The sequence below is a fragment of the Pseudarthrobacter sp. B907 genome (assembly GCF_040137805.1).
In the GTDB taxonomy this organism is placed as follows: domain Bacteria; phylum Actinomycetota; class Actinomycetes; order Actinomycetales; family Micrococcaceae; genus Arthrobacter.
Genome location: NZ_JBEEQE010000006.1, coordinates 204,745 through 219,238, shown reverse-complemented (window position 1 = coordinate 219,238; position 14,494 = coordinate 204,745). Strand labels below are relative to the sequence as shown.

At 68.9% G+C, this 14,494-nt stretch carries 16 protein-coding genes and 2 pseudogenes; 5 read left to right on the top strand and 13 right to left on the bottom strand.

The window, feature by feature from the left end; genetic code table 11:
* Positions 1-283: 283 nt before the first annotated feature.
* The 3 genes from rpsN to rpmB are packed head-to-tail and all read right to left on the bottom strand — an operon-like array spanning position 284 to position 997.
* Entirely contained in the window at positions 284-589 is a 306-nt protein-coding gene (gene rpsN / locus ABLI39_RS07740; RefSeq protein WP_043485315.1) for a 30S ribosomal protein S14, read from the bottom strand.
* Between the two features lie 4 nt (positions 590-593).
* The gene (rpmG, locus tag ABLI39_RS07735) at positions 594-761 is read right to left on the bottom strand and encodes a 50S ribosomal protein L33 (RefSeq protein WP_056737121.1); all 168 of its coding nucleotides are present in this window, start codon (positions 759-761) and stop codon (positions 594-596) included.
* Positions 761-997, bottom strand: coding sequence for a 50S ribosomal protein L28 (gene rpmB / locus ABLI39_RS07730; protein ID WP_011693744.1), 237 nt, complete (start codon positions 995-997; stop codon positions 761-763). Before rpmB ends, rpmG begins: the two co-directional genes overlap by 1 nt.
* A gap of 559 nt (positions 998-1,556) precedes the next feature.
* On the opposite strand from rpmB, the gene ABLI39_RS07725 reads away from it, so the two are divergent.
* From ABLI39_RS07725 to ABLI39_RS07715, 3 genes are read left to right on the top strand one after another with little or no spacing between them, the layout of a single operon-like run.
* Positions 1,557-2,909: a ferredoxin reductase family protein gene (locus ABLI39_RS07725; RefSeq protein WP_349412856.1), complete on the top strand. Its 1,353-nt coding sequence runs from the start codon at positions 1,557-1,559 to the stop codon at positions 2,907-2,909.
* Positions 2,906-3,448 carry an FMN-binding protein gene (locus ABLI39_RS07720; RefSeq protein WP_349412855.1) on the top strand — a complete coding sequence of 181 codons (543 nt, stop codon included), beginning with the start codon at positions 2,906-2,908 and terminating at the stop codon, positions 3,446-3,448. Before ABLI39_RS07725 ends, ABLI39_RS07720 begins: the two co-directional genes overlap by 4 nt.
* Positions 3,432-4,238, top strand: a complete 807-nt coding sequence (locus tag ABLI39_RS07715; protein ID WP_349412854.1) for an FAD:protein FMN transferase — start codon at positions 3,432-3,434, stop codon at positions 4,236-4,238. Before ABLI39_RS07720 ends, ABLI39_RS07715 begins: the two co-directional genes overlap by 17 nt.
* On the opposite strand, the gene ABLI39_RS07710 is transcribed toward ABLI39_RS07715, so the two are convergent.
* The 3 genes from ABLI39_RS07710 to ABLI39_RS07700 are packed head-to-tail and all read right to left on the bottom strand — an operon-like array spanning position 4,235 to position 6,972.
* Positions 4,235-5,641, bottom strand: coding sequence for a GH1 family beta-glucosidase (locus tag ABLI39_RS07710; protein ID WP_349412853.1), 1,407 nt, complete (start codon positions 5,639-5,641; stop codon positions 4,235-4,237). The two genes, ABLI39_RS07715 and ABLI39_RS07710, sit on opposite strands and share 4 nt — an antisense overlap.
* Positions 5,642-5,660: 19 nt before the next feature.
* A complete protein-coding gene (locus ABLI39_RS07705) occupies positions 5,661-6,422 on the bottom strand; it encodes an SGNH/GDSL hydrolase family protein (protein ID WP_349412852.1) in 762 nt (253 codons plus the stop codon).
* A gap of 55 nt (positions 6,423-6,477) precedes the next feature.
* Positions 6,478-6,972, bottom strand: coding sequence for a MarR family winged helix-turn-helix transcriptional regulator (locus ABLI39_RS07700; RefSeq protein ID WP_349412851.1), 495 nt, complete (start codon positions 6,970-6,972; stop codon positions 6,478-6,480).
* A 102-nt stretch (positions 6,973-7,074) separates the two neighbouring features.
* Here ABLI39_RS07700 and ABLI39_RS07695 point away from each other — a divergent pair, with 102 nt between their 5' ends.
* On the top strand, positions 7,075-7,362 hold the full coding sequence (locus tag ABLI39_RS07695; protein WP_349412850.1) for a YciI family protein: 288 nt from the start codon (positions 7,075-7,077) through the stop codon (positions 7,360-7,362).
* A gap of 1 nt (position 7,363) precedes the next feature.
* Here ABLI39_RS07695 and ABLI39_RS07690 read toward each other — a convergent pair whose 3' ends face one another.
* From ABLI39_RS07690 to ABLI39_RS07660, 7 genes and pseudogenes are all read right to left on the bottom strand, one after another.
* Positions 7,364-8,188, bottom strand: coding sequence for an SGNH/GDSL hydrolase family protein (locus tag ABLI39_RS07690; protein WP_349412849.1), 825 nt, complete (start codon positions 8,186-8,188; stop codon positions 7,364-7,366).
* 80 nt (positions 8,189-8,268) lie between these two features.
* Positions 8,269-8,637, bottom strand: a pseudogene (locus tag ABLI39_RS17410) (SIP domain-containing protein); the annotation flags it as partial.
* An 89-nt stretch (positions 8,638-8,726) separates the two neighbouring features.
* Positions 8,727-9,383, bottom strand: a pseudogene (locus ABLI39_RS07680) (siderophore-interacting protein); the annotation flags it as partial.
* Positions 9,384-9,445: 62 nt separating this feature from the next.
* Entirely contained in the window at positions 9,446-10,303 is an 858-nt protein-coding gene (locus tag ABLI39_RS07675) for an ABC transporter ATP-binding protein (protein WP_349412848.1), read from the bottom strand.
* 1 nt (position 10,304) lies between these two features.
* Positions 10,305-11,327 (bottom strand): FecCD family ABC transporter permease, encoded by a 1,023-nt coding sequence (locus ABLI39_RS07670; RefSeq protein WP_349412847.1) that lies wholly within the window; start codon positions 11,325-11,327, stop codon positions 10,305-10,307.
* A gap of 32 nt (positions 11,328-11,359) precedes the next feature.
* Positions 11,360-12,436 carry a FecCD family ABC transporter permease gene (locus ABLI39_RS07665; RefSeq protein WP_349412846.1) on the bottom strand — a complete coding sequence of 359 codons (1,077 nt, stop codon included), beginning with the start codon at positions 12,434-12,436 and terminating at the stop codon, positions 11,360-11,362.
* A 10-nt stretch (positions 12,437-12,446) separates the two neighbouring features.
* The gene (locus ABLI39_RS07660; RefSeq protein ID WP_349412845.1) at positions 12,447-13,553 is read right to left on the bottom strand and encodes an iron-siderophore ABC transporter substrate-binding protein; all 1,107 of its coding nucleotides are present in this window, start codon (positions 13,551-13,553) and stop codon (positions 12,447-12,449) included.
* Positions 13,554-13,990: 437 nt separating this feature from the next.
* Between ABLI39_RS07660 and ABLI39_RS07655 the strand changes: the two genes are divergently transcribed.
* Positions 13,991-14,485, top strand: a complete 495-nt coding sequence (locus tag ABLI39_RS07655; protein WP_349412844.1) for an FBP domain-containing protein — start codon at positions 13,991-13,993, stop codon at positions 14,483-14,485.
* The last annotated feature ends 9 nt before the right edge of the window (positions 14,486-14,494 follow it).

Genomic DNA, 14,494 nt, shown 5'->3' with positions numbered 1-14,494 from the left:
CGCTATCTCTCCGCATCAGCGGCGGCGACTCGAACTACTTTACACACCAACCCGACCCCAAACAAATCGGCCCCCCTGGCACGAAGATCCGCGGAAAGACGGGCCTAAACTGGCCGCCAACGCCCTTACCGGGGCAGCCGGCGTCGAATGTTGGCGTGTGTGCTCCGTCACCGCAGCGCCTCCGATGAAAGCCGCACGGCGGGCACGGCGCTTAACGCGAGAAGGGCCGGCACCCAAACGGGTGCCGGCCCTTCTTCAAGCCACTGGATTCAGGAGTGCTGAATTACCAGGAAGACTTCGTGATGCCCGGGAGCTCACCGCGGTGAGCCATGTCGCGGAAGCGAACACGGGAGATACCGAACTTCTGGAACGTACCGCGGGGGCGGCCGTCGATGATGTCGCGGTTACGCAGGCGGACCGGCGAGGCGTTGCGGGGCAGCTTCTGCAGGCCGAGGCGTGCGGCTTCGCGTGCTTCATCGGTTGAGTTGGGGTCAACCAGAGCCTTCTTCAGTTCGAGGCGCTTTGCAGCGTAACGCTCGACGATGACTTTACGCTGTTCGTTCTTAGCGATCATTGACTTCTTAGCCATGTGTTTAGCGCTCCTCTCGGAATTCGACGTGCTGGCGGATTTTGGGATCGTACTTCCGCAGGACCATACGGTCCGGGTCGTTACGACGGTTCTTGCGCGTCACGTAGGTGTAACCCGTGCCCGCGGTCGACTTGAGCTTGATGATCGGACGTACGTCCTTGTCCTTTGCCACTAGAGCTTCACTCCTCGTGCCAGGATGGCGGCGACGACTACGTCGATGCCGCGTACGTCGATGGTCTTGATGCCACGTGCAGAGACCTGCAGGGTGACATTACGGCGCAGGGACGGAACCCAGTAGCGCTTCTTCTGGATGTTCGGGTCGAACCGGCGCTTGTTGCGGCGGTGCGAGTGCGAAATGCTGTGTCCAAAGCCCGGCTCGGCTCCGGTCACCTGGCAGTGTGCTGCCATGACGACTCTCCTCGTGAAAATAAAATGAAACGGTCGGCGGAGTTCCGCGTAACCGTGCGATCGGCAGCGTCCGTATCCAGCTCCCACATGCGTCCGGCGGTGCTGCGGCAGCCGGCTGAACCGGTTGCAGTCATCACTGCGGCGACGATTGTGGGTCTCGGGCACGGGGCGGAGGAAACCTTTGAGGTAGCCACCGCGGAGTGCCCGGAAACTGGGCGAATACAGGAGTGCACGCAACTTGAGCCCCTAACTACCGGCCACCGGAAGAGCCTGATTTCGCAGACTTTCCCGCCAACCGGAGCAATTGCACACGCTCCGCGCCACCTAGCGCCTACCAAGTCTACGAGTTTGGCGAATTAAAGACCAATCCGGGTCTCCGGGGTGTATAAGCGGCGGCGGCCCCCGCAGCGAAGTCATAACAGGGGCGCAGTCCTTTCACAGCAAAATGATAGGCACCGGGCAGAGTCTTGGATGCATGAACACATCAACCCAGACCGCCGTGCGCCCCGCGGTCCGACGGGCCCCCGGTAACGCTTTCAAGGGACAACACCGCCGGCGGATGATTCAAGCAGACCTCCTGACGGTGATTGCCTGGACCTCCGTGGCCGGGGCCGTGGCCTTGTGGCTCGCCGACGGCAGTGCCGCGGGCTTCTCAAGCGTTGCCGGAGCCATCACGGCACCGGGGATCGTGGCCGGTCTCGCCGGGATGGACCTGGTCCTGCTGATGCTGCTCCTCGCGGCCCGCCTGCCGATCATCGACGGCGCCGTGGGCCATGACCGCGCCCTTGAATTCCACCGCAAACTCGGAAAACCCTCCCTCTACCTCCTGCTGGCACACGGCGTCCTGCTCGCGACCGGCTACGGACTGGCCGAAGGGCTCGACCCGGTCAGCGAAGCGGTGGCCCTGTGGGTCCTCGTGCCCGACATGTGGCTCGCGTTCGTTTCGCTGGCGTTGTTCATCGCCGTCGTCGTGACCTCGCTGGTGGCCGTCCGCCGTCGTTTTCCCTATGAGTTCTGGTACGCCGTCCACCTGCTGACCTACGCCGCGGTGCTGACGTCACTGCCCCACCAGTTCAGCGTCGGCGGCCTCTTTGCCGAGGGCACCTGGCAGCGCTGGTACTGGCTTGCGGTCTGCATCGGCACCGGGGCGGCGCTGGTGCACTACCGGGTCCTCGAGCCGGTCGTGGCCACGCTCCGGCACCAGCTGCGCGTCAGCCGGGTGGTGGCCGTGGGCCATGGGGCGGTCAGCATCGAAATGGCGGGCCGGCACCTCGACGAGCTGTCCGGCAGCGGCGGCCGGTTCTTTATTTGGCGGTTCCTGGCCCCCGGGCAGTGGTGGCACCCGCATCCGTTCAGCCTCTCCGCGGAGCCGCTGCAGGTGGACGCCGACGGCGGCGGGCGGTTGCGGATCACGGTCCGCAACCTCGGCCAGGGCTCGGCGGCGCTGGCGAGGCTGAAGCCCGGCACCCGGGTTGCGGTCGAAGGACCCTACGGGCTGTTCAGCACCGCGGCCCGCAGCCGCCGGCACGTGGTCATGATCGGCGCCGGCATCGGCATCACCCCCATCCGCGCCCTGCTGGAGCGGACTCCGTTCGAGCCGGGGGACGCCACCGTCATTCTCCGCGGCCACAGCACGTCCGGGCTGTACCTCGGCGACGAGATCCTCGAGCTCTGCCAGCGCCGCGGCGCCACCTTGTTCCACCTGACCGGGCGCCGGCCCCGGGGAGCGCAGACCTGGCTGCCGGAGAGCGAGGCGCGCGCCGGCTACCGGCTGGCAAGCTACGCGCCCAACCTGGCCGACGCCGACGTCTACGTCTGCGGGCCGGCCGGATGGGCCCGCAACGTCCTCGATGACGCACGCCGGGCCGGCGTGCGGGAAGAGCAACTCCACTACGAAAGGTTCGACTGGTGAGAATCCGCGCAATAGTTTCAGCAACCCTGGCCTCCGCCGGGATCCTGGTGGCCGGCTGGCAGTCGGGAACCCACGTGGCGGACACGGCCAGCGCAACCGGCACCACGGCCGGCCCCGCCGGGGCCACTGGCACCGGGACCACCGGCACCACGGGGTCGGGATCCGGGTCAAGCAGCAAGGGCTCGAGCGGGTCGGCGGGGAGTTCCGCAGCTGCCTCCGGGTCCACCGGCTCGTCCGGTTCCTCGGGCACCGGCTCGAACGCGGCCGGTACCTTTGCCGGCAAGGTTGTACAGACCCGCTTCGGCGCGGTGCAGGTGCAGATCAGTGTCAGCGCCGGCACCATTACCGACGTCACCGCCCTGCAGCTCACCGATGACGACCGGAAGTCGGTGCAGATCAGCAACCGCGCCGCGCCGCTGCTGCGCGCGGCGGTCCTCAAGGCCCAATCGGCCAAGGTCCAGACCATCAGCGGCGCCACCGTCACCAGCTCCGCCTATCTGACCTCGCTCCAGGCAGCCCTTGATGCAGCCCACCTCTGACCTTGAGGTCCCGCAGCTGAAGGCAAAGACCTTCCGCTGCATGGGAACCGTCATCAGCCTCACCGTGCCGGTTGCTCCGGGCGAGCGGTCAGCTGCGGCAGAGGAGGCACTCACGGACGCCACCGGCGCCGTCGAACGGCTGTTCCAGGAACTCGACGCACGTTTCAGCCTGTACCGGACGGAATCCGAGGCCAGCAGGCTTGCCCGCAGGGAATTGACGCTGCGGGCGGCCTCACAGGACTTCCGGGACCGCTATGCCGAGGCCGCCCAATGGCGGCTCCTGACCGAGGGCGCCTTCACGCCGGAACGGCCGGACGGCGTTCCGGACCTGTCCGGGCTGGTCAAGGGCTTCGCGATCAAAGAAGCCGGAGCCGCCCTGCAGTCGCTGGGGCTCGGCGACTGGTGCCTGAACGCCGGCGGCGATGTCCTCGCTACCGGTTCGCCCATCGCCGGCAGCCGGGCCTCCTGGCAGGCCGGGATCGTCGACCCGGAGGACCGCACGACCTTGATCGCCGCCTACCCGCTCGGCGGCGGCACGGGCGTGGGGGCGCTGGCCACCTCAGGTTCCGCCGAGCGCGGCGACCACATCTGGACCAGCGGCGCCGGGGTCAGCGCATTCCGGCAGGTCTCGGTCGCCGCGGCGGACATCGTCACCGCCGATGTGCTCGCGACGGCCGTCGTGGCTGGCGGGGTTCCCATGCTCAACCGGGCCACCAGCGGCTGGGACGTTGAGGTTCTTGCCATCCGGAACGACGGCGGCATCCTCGCGACGCAGGGATTCCGCGCCTAGGCTGATTCGTCCATCGCCGTCAGGGCGTTGGACGCGGCGACGCGGGAGTACCACAGGCCGCTGGCCTTCGGGATGCGGCGCTGGGTGTCGTAGTCCACCCGGACCAGCCCGAAGCGCTGGTGGTAGCCGAAGGCCCATTCGAAGTTGTCCAGCAGGGACCAGGCGAAGTAGCCACGGACGTCCACGCCGTCGGCCAACGACGCGTGCAGGGCCCGCAGATGCTCGTCGAAGAAGGCAAGCCGCGCCTGGTCATCGACAAATCCCGCGGCATCCGGAACGTCCTCGAAGGCGGCGCCGTTTTCCGTGATGTAGATCGGGATGCCGGCCGGGCCGGTGTACTCGCGCTGCAGCCGGTTCAGCAGCCGGCGGAGGCCCTCGGGCTGCACCTCCCAGCCCATCCCGGTGACGGGCAGGCCGCGCGGCACCTGCCGGACGCCGTCGGCCGCAACCAGCGGGGACGCCGGCTGCGCCGGCCGCGGCTCGGGGTCGGTGGTGAAGGCGTCCCCGTGGTAGTAATTGACGCCCAGCACGTCGACGGGTGCCGAAATCACGTCGAGGTCCCCCGGCCGGACGACGTCGGCCATGCCGAGGTGCGCGACGTCGGCCAGCACGTCCGCCGGGTATTCGCCGCGGAAGATCGGGTCCAGGAACAGCCGGTTCGACTGTCCGTCCACCCTGCGGGCCGCGTCCACGTCCCCCTCCCGGTCCGGATCGGCAGGATCGGCCACCGTCAGGTTCAAGGTGATGCCCAGCGTCGCCTCCGGATCCCGCCGGCGGAGCTCGCGGACGGCCAGTCCGTGGCCCAGCAGCAGGTGGTGGACAGCTGCGAGCGCCGCGGCGGGCTCCCGACGTCCCGGGGCGTGGATGCCTGCGGCGTAACCCAGGAACGCGGAGACCCAGGGTTCGTTGAGGGTGGTCCAGATCCGCACCCGGTCCCCGAGCGCCTCGTGCATGAGAGCGGCGTAGGCGGCAAAACGCTCGGCGGTTTCCCGTGACGCCCAGCCGCCCTTGTCTTCCAGCGCCTGCGGCAGGTCCCAGTGGTACAGGGTGACCCAGGGTGTGATGCCGGCGTCGAGCAGCTGATCGACCAGGCGCGAGTAGAACGCGATGCCTTCGGGATTCGGCGTCACGCCGTCGGGCATGCAGCGGGCCCAGGAGATCGAGAACCGGTAGGCGGCCAGGTTCAGGTCCTTCATCAGCGCGATGTCCTCGGCCGTGCGGTGGTAGTGGTCGCAGGCGACACCGCCATTCTGGGCATCCGCGACGGCCCCCGGCACCCGGCAAAAGACGTCCCAGATGGATTCCCCGCGGCCTCCCTCCCGTGCGGCGCCCTCGATCTGGTAAGCGGCGGTGGCGGCTCCCCACAGGAAACCGGCCGGGAAGCTGAGGGCGCTGCGGGTCATCCTGTTGCTCCTTGCGTTGCTAAAGACGGGTGAGCTGAGGATACCGCGGCGACAGCCCGTCGCCGGAGGACTTTCCCGTGACGCGGCGCACCACCCACGGGCCAGCGAATTCGCGCACCCAGCGGGCGTTCGCGCGGATCGCCTCGGAGCGGCTGAGTTCCGGGACCGGCGTCATCGGCGGGACGTCGATCGAGTGCTCGTGCTCCAGCACGGTGAGGACCCGCTTGGCCATGTTGGCGTGGCCGGCGGCGGACATGTGCATCCGGTCGGTGGCCCACATGCCCCAGTCGTAGTACTCGCTGAACCGCCAGTAGTCCACCAGCAGGGCACCGTGATCGCCGGCGATGCCGCGGACCAGTTCGTTGTAGATCGCGGTCCGGCCGCGCATGGTCCCAAAAACCTTGGAGCCGCGGGCGTCGAAGCCGGTGAACATCACCACGGTGGCGCCGGTGGCCTTCAGTTTGCGGATGCCCGCATCGTATTCCACCAGAAGGTCATCGATGTCGATTTTGGGACGGAGGATGTCATTCGCACCGGCGTAGATGGTCACCAGAGTGGGGTTCAGCGCGACGGCGGCGTCCACCTGCTCGGCCATGATCTGGCGGAGTTTCCGCCCGCGGATGGCGAGGTTGGCGTAGCCGAAGCCCGGGTCGGCCGCGCCCAACTGCTCGGCGACGCGGTCCGCCCAGCCGCGTACCCCGTTGGGGCGGGCCGGATCATCGTCGCCGACTCCTTCCGTGAAGGAGTCTCCGAGTGCAACGTAGCGGGCAGTGAAATCCATGGACCCCAGTTTGCCATCTGTTGCTGAGAGCAACCAAGGGACCGTGCGGGCTGCCCTAGGCGGGGGGAAGCGTGTTGTCGCGCAGGATCCAGTGGTCGGTGTCGAGCCGGGACACGATCTTCTCGCCGATCCGGGCCAGGGCCGCGACGTCGTCCGGATCGAGGGCGTCCAGGAAGAGCGACCGGACGGCCTCCACATGGCCCGGCGCGAGCCCCGCAATGGTGGCCATGCCGGCGTCGGTGAGGTGTGCCGTGGTGACGCGGGCGTCGCCGGGGTGCGGCCGGCGCTCCAGCCAGCCGCGGTTTTGGAGTTTGGTCACCACGTGCGAGAGCCGCGACAGCGAGGCACTGGTGCGTGCCGCGAGTTCGCTCATGGGCAGGTAGCGCCCCTCCGCCTCGGACAGCATGGCCAGGACGTTGTAGTCGAACAGCGAGAGCTTTCCGGCCGCGTGCAGCTGCGTGTCCAGCGCGGCGGGCAGCAGCGTGTTGATGCTCAGCTGGGCCAGCCAGGCACGGCGTTCGTCGGCGTTAAGCCAGCGCGGTTCGGTCATGGCACCATTCTAGGAGACTCGAAGCTTGAGGGTTCAACCAGGCGCGGCACGGGCGGCCAAAGTACCCTCCGGGCCGCCCCGCGCAGGCGGTAGGCTGACGCTATGTACGTAGTCTCCCTGACCTACAAGGTGCCTGAAGAGATCGTCGACTTCCACCTGCCGGCGCATGTCGCCTGGCTGCAGGATGCCTTCGACCGCGGAGTCTTTATGGTGGCGGGCCGCAAGATCCCGCGCACCGGCGCCCTCCTGCTCTCCAACGCGGACCGCGCCGACCTGGACGCTGCGCTGGAACAAGACCCCTTCTACGTCAACGGCGTGGCGGAATTCGACGTCGAGGAGTTCCACGCCAGCCGCGTCGCACCGGGGTACGAAAACCTGCTGGACAGCTAGCTCACCCCGGCAGCAGCTTCTTCAGCCCGCCCTTGCGGGGGACCTTCACAGGTTGGGGCCACCGCGGGTTGAGCTGGTCTCCCAGCGTGACGCCGCGAAGTTTGCGGCCAAAGAGGGGCAGCACCCAGTCGTGCACCCAGCGGCGCTGCCGCCGCTCCCAATCCCGCAGGCCGAGCCTGGCCGGCGGCTCCCATTCTTTGGGGCTGATGTTGTGCGGCACGCCCAGATGGTCCAGCACCTGCGCGGCCAGGTACTTGTGGCCGGCCTTGGACATGTGCAGCCGGTCCGTATCCCACATTCGCGGATCGTGGAAAGCCTCAAAGCACCAGTAGTCGACCAGCACCGCGCCGTACCAGTGGGCCAGCTCGCGGACGCGCCGGTTGTAGAGGGTGTTGCGCCTCTTCAACGGTTCGAGCAGGACCGAGACCTTGACGTCGAAGCCCGTGAACAGCACCACGGTGGCCCCGCTGGCGGCGAGCCTTGAGACGAGGTACTCGTAGTCATCCATCAGGTCTTCTATGTCCGTGCCGAAGTCCAGGATGTCGTTCCCGCCGGCGTAAAGGGTAACCAGGGTCGGTTCCATGGCCAAGGCCGGTTCCAGCTGCTCCGCGATGATGTGGCGCAGGCGCTTGCTGCGGATGGCGAGATTGGCGTACTCCCACCCCGGGTCCGCCTTCGCCAGTTTCTCGGCCACGCGGTCGGCCCAGCCGCGGACCCCGTTGGGCAGCCTGTTGCTGCGGTCGCCCACACCCTCGGTGAAGGAGTCCCCGAGGGCAACAAAGACCCGCCGCCCGTTCGGACCCGGAGTCAGGAGATTCTCGGCCATGGCGCCACGGTAGCGCCGCCGGACGACGTCGGGGTTAACGTCCGGGGCACAAGTGGTGCGGCGGTTCCGCGGGAAACGGCCTAGAGCTCCGCCTTCCCCTGCCGCCAGTACCCCATGAACGCAACCTGCTTCCTGTCGATCCCCACGTCCCGCACAAGGTAGCGGCGCAGGTCCTTGACGGTGCCAGCTTCGCCCGCGATCCACGCGTAGAACGGGAGGGCGCCGGCCGGTTTGCCCGGGTTGCGGCCGGTGCGGAGCGCCGCCGCATCCAGCCGTGCCGGGGTGTCCCAGAGGATGTCCAGGTCCACGTTGACGTCCTCGGGTTCCGGGCCGGCGGAGGGATCCGGTGCGGTGACGCCCACCCAGCCCGGCGGCGGTACGNCCGTGCCGGGGTGTCCCAGAGGATGTCCAGGTCCACGTTGACGTCCTCGGGTTCCGGGCCGGCGGAGGGATCCGGTGCGGTGACGCCCACCCAGCCCGGCGGCGGTACGGCCGCGCGGACGGCCGCCTGGAGGCGCTCGCCGCGCGGCCGGGTCCCGTTCGCCGTACTGCGGGCCAGCCAGGTGACGGCGACGTCGGCGGGCGAGCCGAGGTCCTGGAAGTCGGCGGGCGAGGGGACCTCCAGCAGCGCCTGGCCGTTCAGGTACGGCGGGAGGCATTCGAGGATGGCGCCGATGGCGGGAACCGCTGTTTCATCGCCGGCCAGGAGCACCCTTTGGGCCAGGCCCGGCCGCCATTCGATGCCGGCGTAGCTTTCCGCCGTGACGCAGTGCGCTGCCCGGTTGTTGGGCCCGATCAGGACCAGCCCGTCGCCCGGCCGGGCACGGGCCGCCCAGTCGGCGGCGGGGCCGCCCTTGCCGGCTGCGTCGAAGTGCAGCACGAAGTCGACGTCGATCTCCGGATAGACGGAGTCGAGGCGCGCCTGCCGCACGGTGTAGGTGCGCATGGCGCCCCGGACAGCCGGGTCCAGGGCCAGCCATTCGCTGTACCAGGCGGGCTTTTCGGTCCGGAATTCGGGCAGCGGGAGGCCGGTGCCGTCGGCGGCCCGGGAGGGGATCATGAGCTTGATCCGCAGGTCCAGGGTGTTTCCGTGCACGCCGAAGTGGCGCAGCGAGTAGCCGCCGAAGGTGATCCGGCGGAAATTCGGGCTGAGCTGTTCCACGGCCGTGACGCGGACGTCGAATGCCCTGGTCATGGGCTCGGCGGCGGGCAGTGCCGTCACCGCCGCGGGAGCCGGGGACGGGGGACGCGTTGCGGTCATGGGATCAGCTCCAGCTGCGGGTTCGGTACGGAGGCGGGCGATGCATGGGCGGGCGCGGTGTGGTGGCGGCCGAGCGGGACAATCAGCGGGGTGCCGGAGACAGGGTCGGACACCACCCTGGACTCGAGCCCGAAGACGTCGCGGACCAAGGACTCCGTGATGACCGTCCCGGCGTCGCCCTCGGCGGCGATGCGGCCGTTCTTCATGGCGATGATGTGGTCCGCGTAGCGAGCGGCCAGATTGAGGTCGTGCAGCACGATCGCCACCGTGGTGCCCCGCCGGCGGTTCAGGTCCGTCAGCAGGTCCAGGACTTCCACCTGGTGCGCGAGGTCAAGGTAGGTGGTGGGTTCATCGAGCAGCAGCACCTCGGTTTCCTGGGCCAGGGCCATCGCGATCCATACACGCTGCCGCTGCCCGCCGGAGAGCTGATCGACGGTACGGTCGGCGATTCCCAGGGTGTCGGTAGCGGACATGGCCTCGTGCACGGCGCGCTCATCCTGCAGCGATGCTCCGCCGGACCAGCCGCGGAAGAAGCTCTGGTGCGGGAAGCGGCCGCGGCCCACCAGGTCCCGGACGGTGATGCCGTCAGGCGCCGTCGGATGCTGCGGAAGCAGCCCGAGGATGCGGGCCACCTCGCGGGCTGGCCTCGTGTGGATGTCCTTGCCGCCGAGGCTCACCGTGCCGGCCGCGGGCTTGAGCAGCCGGGACAGGGCGCGGAGCAGTGTCGATTTTCCGCAGGCGTTGGCGCCCACGATCATGGTCACCTCGCCCTCGGGGATCTCGGTGCTCAGCCCCTCAAGGACTATCCGCTGGTCATATTTCAGGGTCAAGCCGGAGGCGTGCAGGGTGGCCATGTCAGGCGTCCTTTCGGTTGGCGGTGACCAGGAGCCACAGGAGGAAGGGTGCACCCAGCGCGCCGGTAACGACGCCGACGGGCAGTACGGTCCCACTGAGCACGAGGGGTGCGAGGTTCGCCGCAAGGAAATCGGCGGCCAGCACGATCAGCATCCCGGCCAGGGCGGCCGCCGGCAGGCTTGCCTTGTTGACAACGCGGCGGGAGATCGGACCAGCGAGGAAGGCCACGAAGGCGACGGGTCCGGCCGCCGCGGTTGCCACGGCGGCCAGGCCCACTGCGGTCACGACGACGGCGAGCCGGGTGCGGCCCACGCTGACGCCCAGGCCCGCGGCGGTGTCGTCGCCGAGTTCGAGGATGCGCAGCGGCAGGGCGAGGACGGCCACGCCGGGGACCAGCACGAGCAGGGCCAGGCCGAGGACCCCGGCCCGCTCCCAGCTGGCGGCGTTGAGCGAGCCGTTGAGCCAGACGAGCACGTCGGCCGCGGTCCGGATGTCCGCCCGGGTCATGAGGAAACTGACCACGGCCTGCAGGGCGGCAGCGATGCCCACGCCGGCCAGGATCAGCCGGTTGCCCGCTGCGTCCCCGCGGCCTGCCGCCGCACCGAGGGCACCACGCCGGGAAATTGCGTAGATAAGGGCGGCGACGCCGAGCGCCCCCGCGAGGGCCGCCCCCGACACGACGGCCCCGGAGGCGCCGAAGACCACGATTGCCGCGACGGCCGCGGCGCTGGCGCCGTAGCTGATGCCGATCACGTCGGGGCTGGCCAGGGGGTTGCGCAGCATCGTCTGGAACAGGGCGCCGGAGAGGCCGAACGCCGCACCGGTCAGGCCACCGACCACGGCGCGCGGCAGCTTGTCTTCCATCACGATGAAGCTTGCGCCCGGGATCTTGGCTCCGCCCGTGAGGTGCGCCGCCAGAATCCTGAAGAAGTCCGGGATGGTCACGGTGTAGCTGCCCAGCAGCACGGCTGCGGCGAAGACGCCCACCACGGCGAGGGCCAGGAAAGCAGTGCGGGTGGGCATGCGGGCTGGCTTCCCGGTTGCGGGTGCGGCACTCACAGTCCGGCCCCCTTGCTCCGGCGGACCAGCCAGATGAAGACCGGCGCACCGGCAAGCGCCGTCATAATTCCGGCCGGAACCTCGCCCGGCAGCAGGATTACCCGGCCGGCGACGTCGGCCGCGAGCAACAGCACGGGGGCCAGGACCAGGGAGAACGGCAGGATCCAGCGGTAGTCGGGGCCGGTCAGGAAGCGGACGGCATGCGGAACCACCAGCCCCACGAACCCGATGGGCCCCGCCAGCGCAGTTGCCGAACCGCAGAGCAGAACGACGCCCAGGGCGGTGATACCCCGGGTCAGGCCCACGCGCTGGCCGAGGCCGCTGGCGACGTCGTCGCCCAGGGCGAGCCCGTTGAGGTTCCGTCCCGCCCCAAGCACAATGGCCGTGCCGAGCAGCAGGAAGGGCAGCCCGGCGTGGATCGTGGACCAGTCACGCCCGGCGATCCCGCCGACCTGCCAGAAGCGGAAGCGGTCCAGGCTGTCCTGGCTCGAGACCAGGATGACGTTCATGAGTGAATACAGTCCCGCGCTCAGGGCGGCGCCGGCCAGGGCCAGCTTCACCGGCGTCGCACCGTCCCGGCCCAGCGACGCGATGACGTACACGAGGGCGGCAGCCGCACCGGCTCCGAGGAACGCGAACCAGATGTATCCGGACAGCGAGGAAATCCCAAACACATATATGCCGGTGACGACGGCCAGGGCTGCGCCGGCGTTGACACCGATGATCCCCGGGTCAGCCAGCGGGTTGCGGGCAACCCCCTGCATCGCCGCCCCGGCGAGCCCAAGGGCCCCGCCCGCGAGCAGCCCAAGGACGGTGCGGGGGATCCGGGCATGGACGACGGCGTGGTCGCCGTCGTCCGGATTGAACGCGGCCAGCGCCTGCCACACTGTCCCGATGCTGAGGCCGCGGGCGCCAACGGCCAGGGACGCGGCGGCCACGAGCCCCAGCACGACGACGGCGGCCACCAGCCAGGCTGCCCGGCGGGCACCCGAAGCGCCGGCCGGCGCCGGTGCCCCCGGCGCCGCCAAGGCGGCGGGCGCTGGGAGGCGCGCCATCGTCGCAGGCATGCTCATGGGACGGGTCCTACTTTCCGGGGCCGGCAGCTTTGTCCGCCGCGCCCGCCAGCTTCGGCAGGAAGGCGTCCAAGGCCCAGGGCAGGCTCAGCGGGGAGGACGCCGAGATGGACAGCGTCAGGGTGTTGTCGGAATCGGCGACGAGGGCGCCGTTCTTGACGGCCGGAATCTGGCCCAGCAGGGCGTCGGCTTTGATGGAATCCGCTGCCTTCGCATCGGGGACCCAGCTCACGAAGACGTCCGAGCTGAGTTCGTTGGCCTTCTCGGCCGACCACGGGATGAAGAATTCCTTGGAGTTCCCGGACTTCTCCGCCACGACGGGGGCCAGTTTCATGCCGATCTCGCTGAGGAAGCGCGGGCGGTTGTCATTGGCAGTGTAGATGTTGATGCCGTCGCTCTTAGCCGGCTCGAGGTTGCCGTAGATAAAGGTCTTGCCCGCGAGCTGGGGGTACCGCGAGACCTTGTCCTTAATGGCTCCTTCGGTGTCGGCGATGAGCTTGGACGCCTCCGTTTCCTTGCCCAGGGCCTTGCCGATCATGACCGTGGAATCCTGCCACGACGTGCCGTAAGCGACCTCGGGCTGGGCTACGACGGGCGCGATTGCGCTGAGCTTTTTGTAGTCCTCCGCGGTCAGGCCCGAGTAGGCGCCGAGAATGACGTCCGGGTTGAACTTGGCGATCTCGGTGAAGTTGATGCCGTCCGCCTCGGAGTACTGCGCCGGGGCCTTCCCCGATCCGAACCCGGCGCCGAGTTTGTCCAGCGCTGCGTCCTTCCAGGGCGTGGACCCCTTGGCGTTGCCGCCCCACTCGTTCTTGGGCATTCCTGCCGGGACCACGCCGAGAGCGAGGGAGACGTCGTCGTTGACCCACGAAACCGTCACGACCCGCTGCGGCTGGTTTTTGATGGTCGTCTCGCCGAAGACGTGCTTGATGGTCACCGGGAACGCCGAGCCGGCGGCCGGGGCGGGGGCAGCCGCCGTCGACGACGCCGGGCCGGTGGAGCACGCGGTCAGGCCGAGGCCCAGGGCGGCAATGAGCGCGGCGGCCCGTACGGCGGTCTGGGGTCGGGGGCGGCGGGCGGTGCGGCCGGAGGGGCGCGGGAAGTCGGCGGAAGCCACGGAACTCCTTAGGTAAGTGATGCAAACCTAAGTAAGGCTAGCCTATCTTTCGCATAATTACGAAAGGTTTGGGTACCGTAATTATTTCGGCTGGAGCGCGTCCCGACGACGGCATGAAAACTAGACACGCGTCATGGACGTTTGCAAGGATGGGCGCGGCCGGCGAATCGGAACCGGCCCTGGAATTTTTTTGATGGGGAGTGAGCATGGGCATCGCCAAGATGACTGTTGCCGCGGTTAGCGGGGTGGCCGCTCTGGCCTGCACCGCGGCCGCACAGTCGCCGGCCCTTCCCGGACCCTCGGGTACCGCCGCGGCCTGATCCCGCGGTAGCACCCGATTTCACCCGGAGTCACAGGCTGGCAGAGCCCTGCCTATTTCCGCCCCGGCGCGCTAATCAGCCGTCGGGCCGGACCAACCGATTCCGAAAGTCACCCCCGTGCAAAAAATCACTGCCCAGCAGATCCGCTCCTCCTTTATCAACGCAAGCCGGTCAGAAGCCGCCAAACTCAATTTGCCCAAGAACTTCGATTCCCTGGACTGGGAGCGCCTCGACTTCCTCGGGTGGCGGGACGGGAAAATGCCGCTGCGCGGCTACCTGGTACTGCCCGGCCAGACCGGCCCCACCGGAATCATGCTCCGCGCCCCGGAAGGCGGGGCCAAGAAGAACCGTGCAGTCCTGTGCGAGCTCTGCCGCGACCTTTTCTCCAAGGACGACGTCGTGCTCTGGGTCGCCAAGCGGGCCGGACAATCCGGCCGCAACGGCAACACCGTGGGCACCCTGATCTGCGCCGACTTCGGGTGCTGCGGCAACGTCCGGGTGGCGCCTCCGGTGAACGAGATCAACCCGGACCCCGCTGCCGTCGTGCTGCGGCAGATCGACGGCCTGGCGGCGCGCACGGTCCAGTTCCTGGAGCGCGTGCGGGGACAGTAGCGCCGGGCA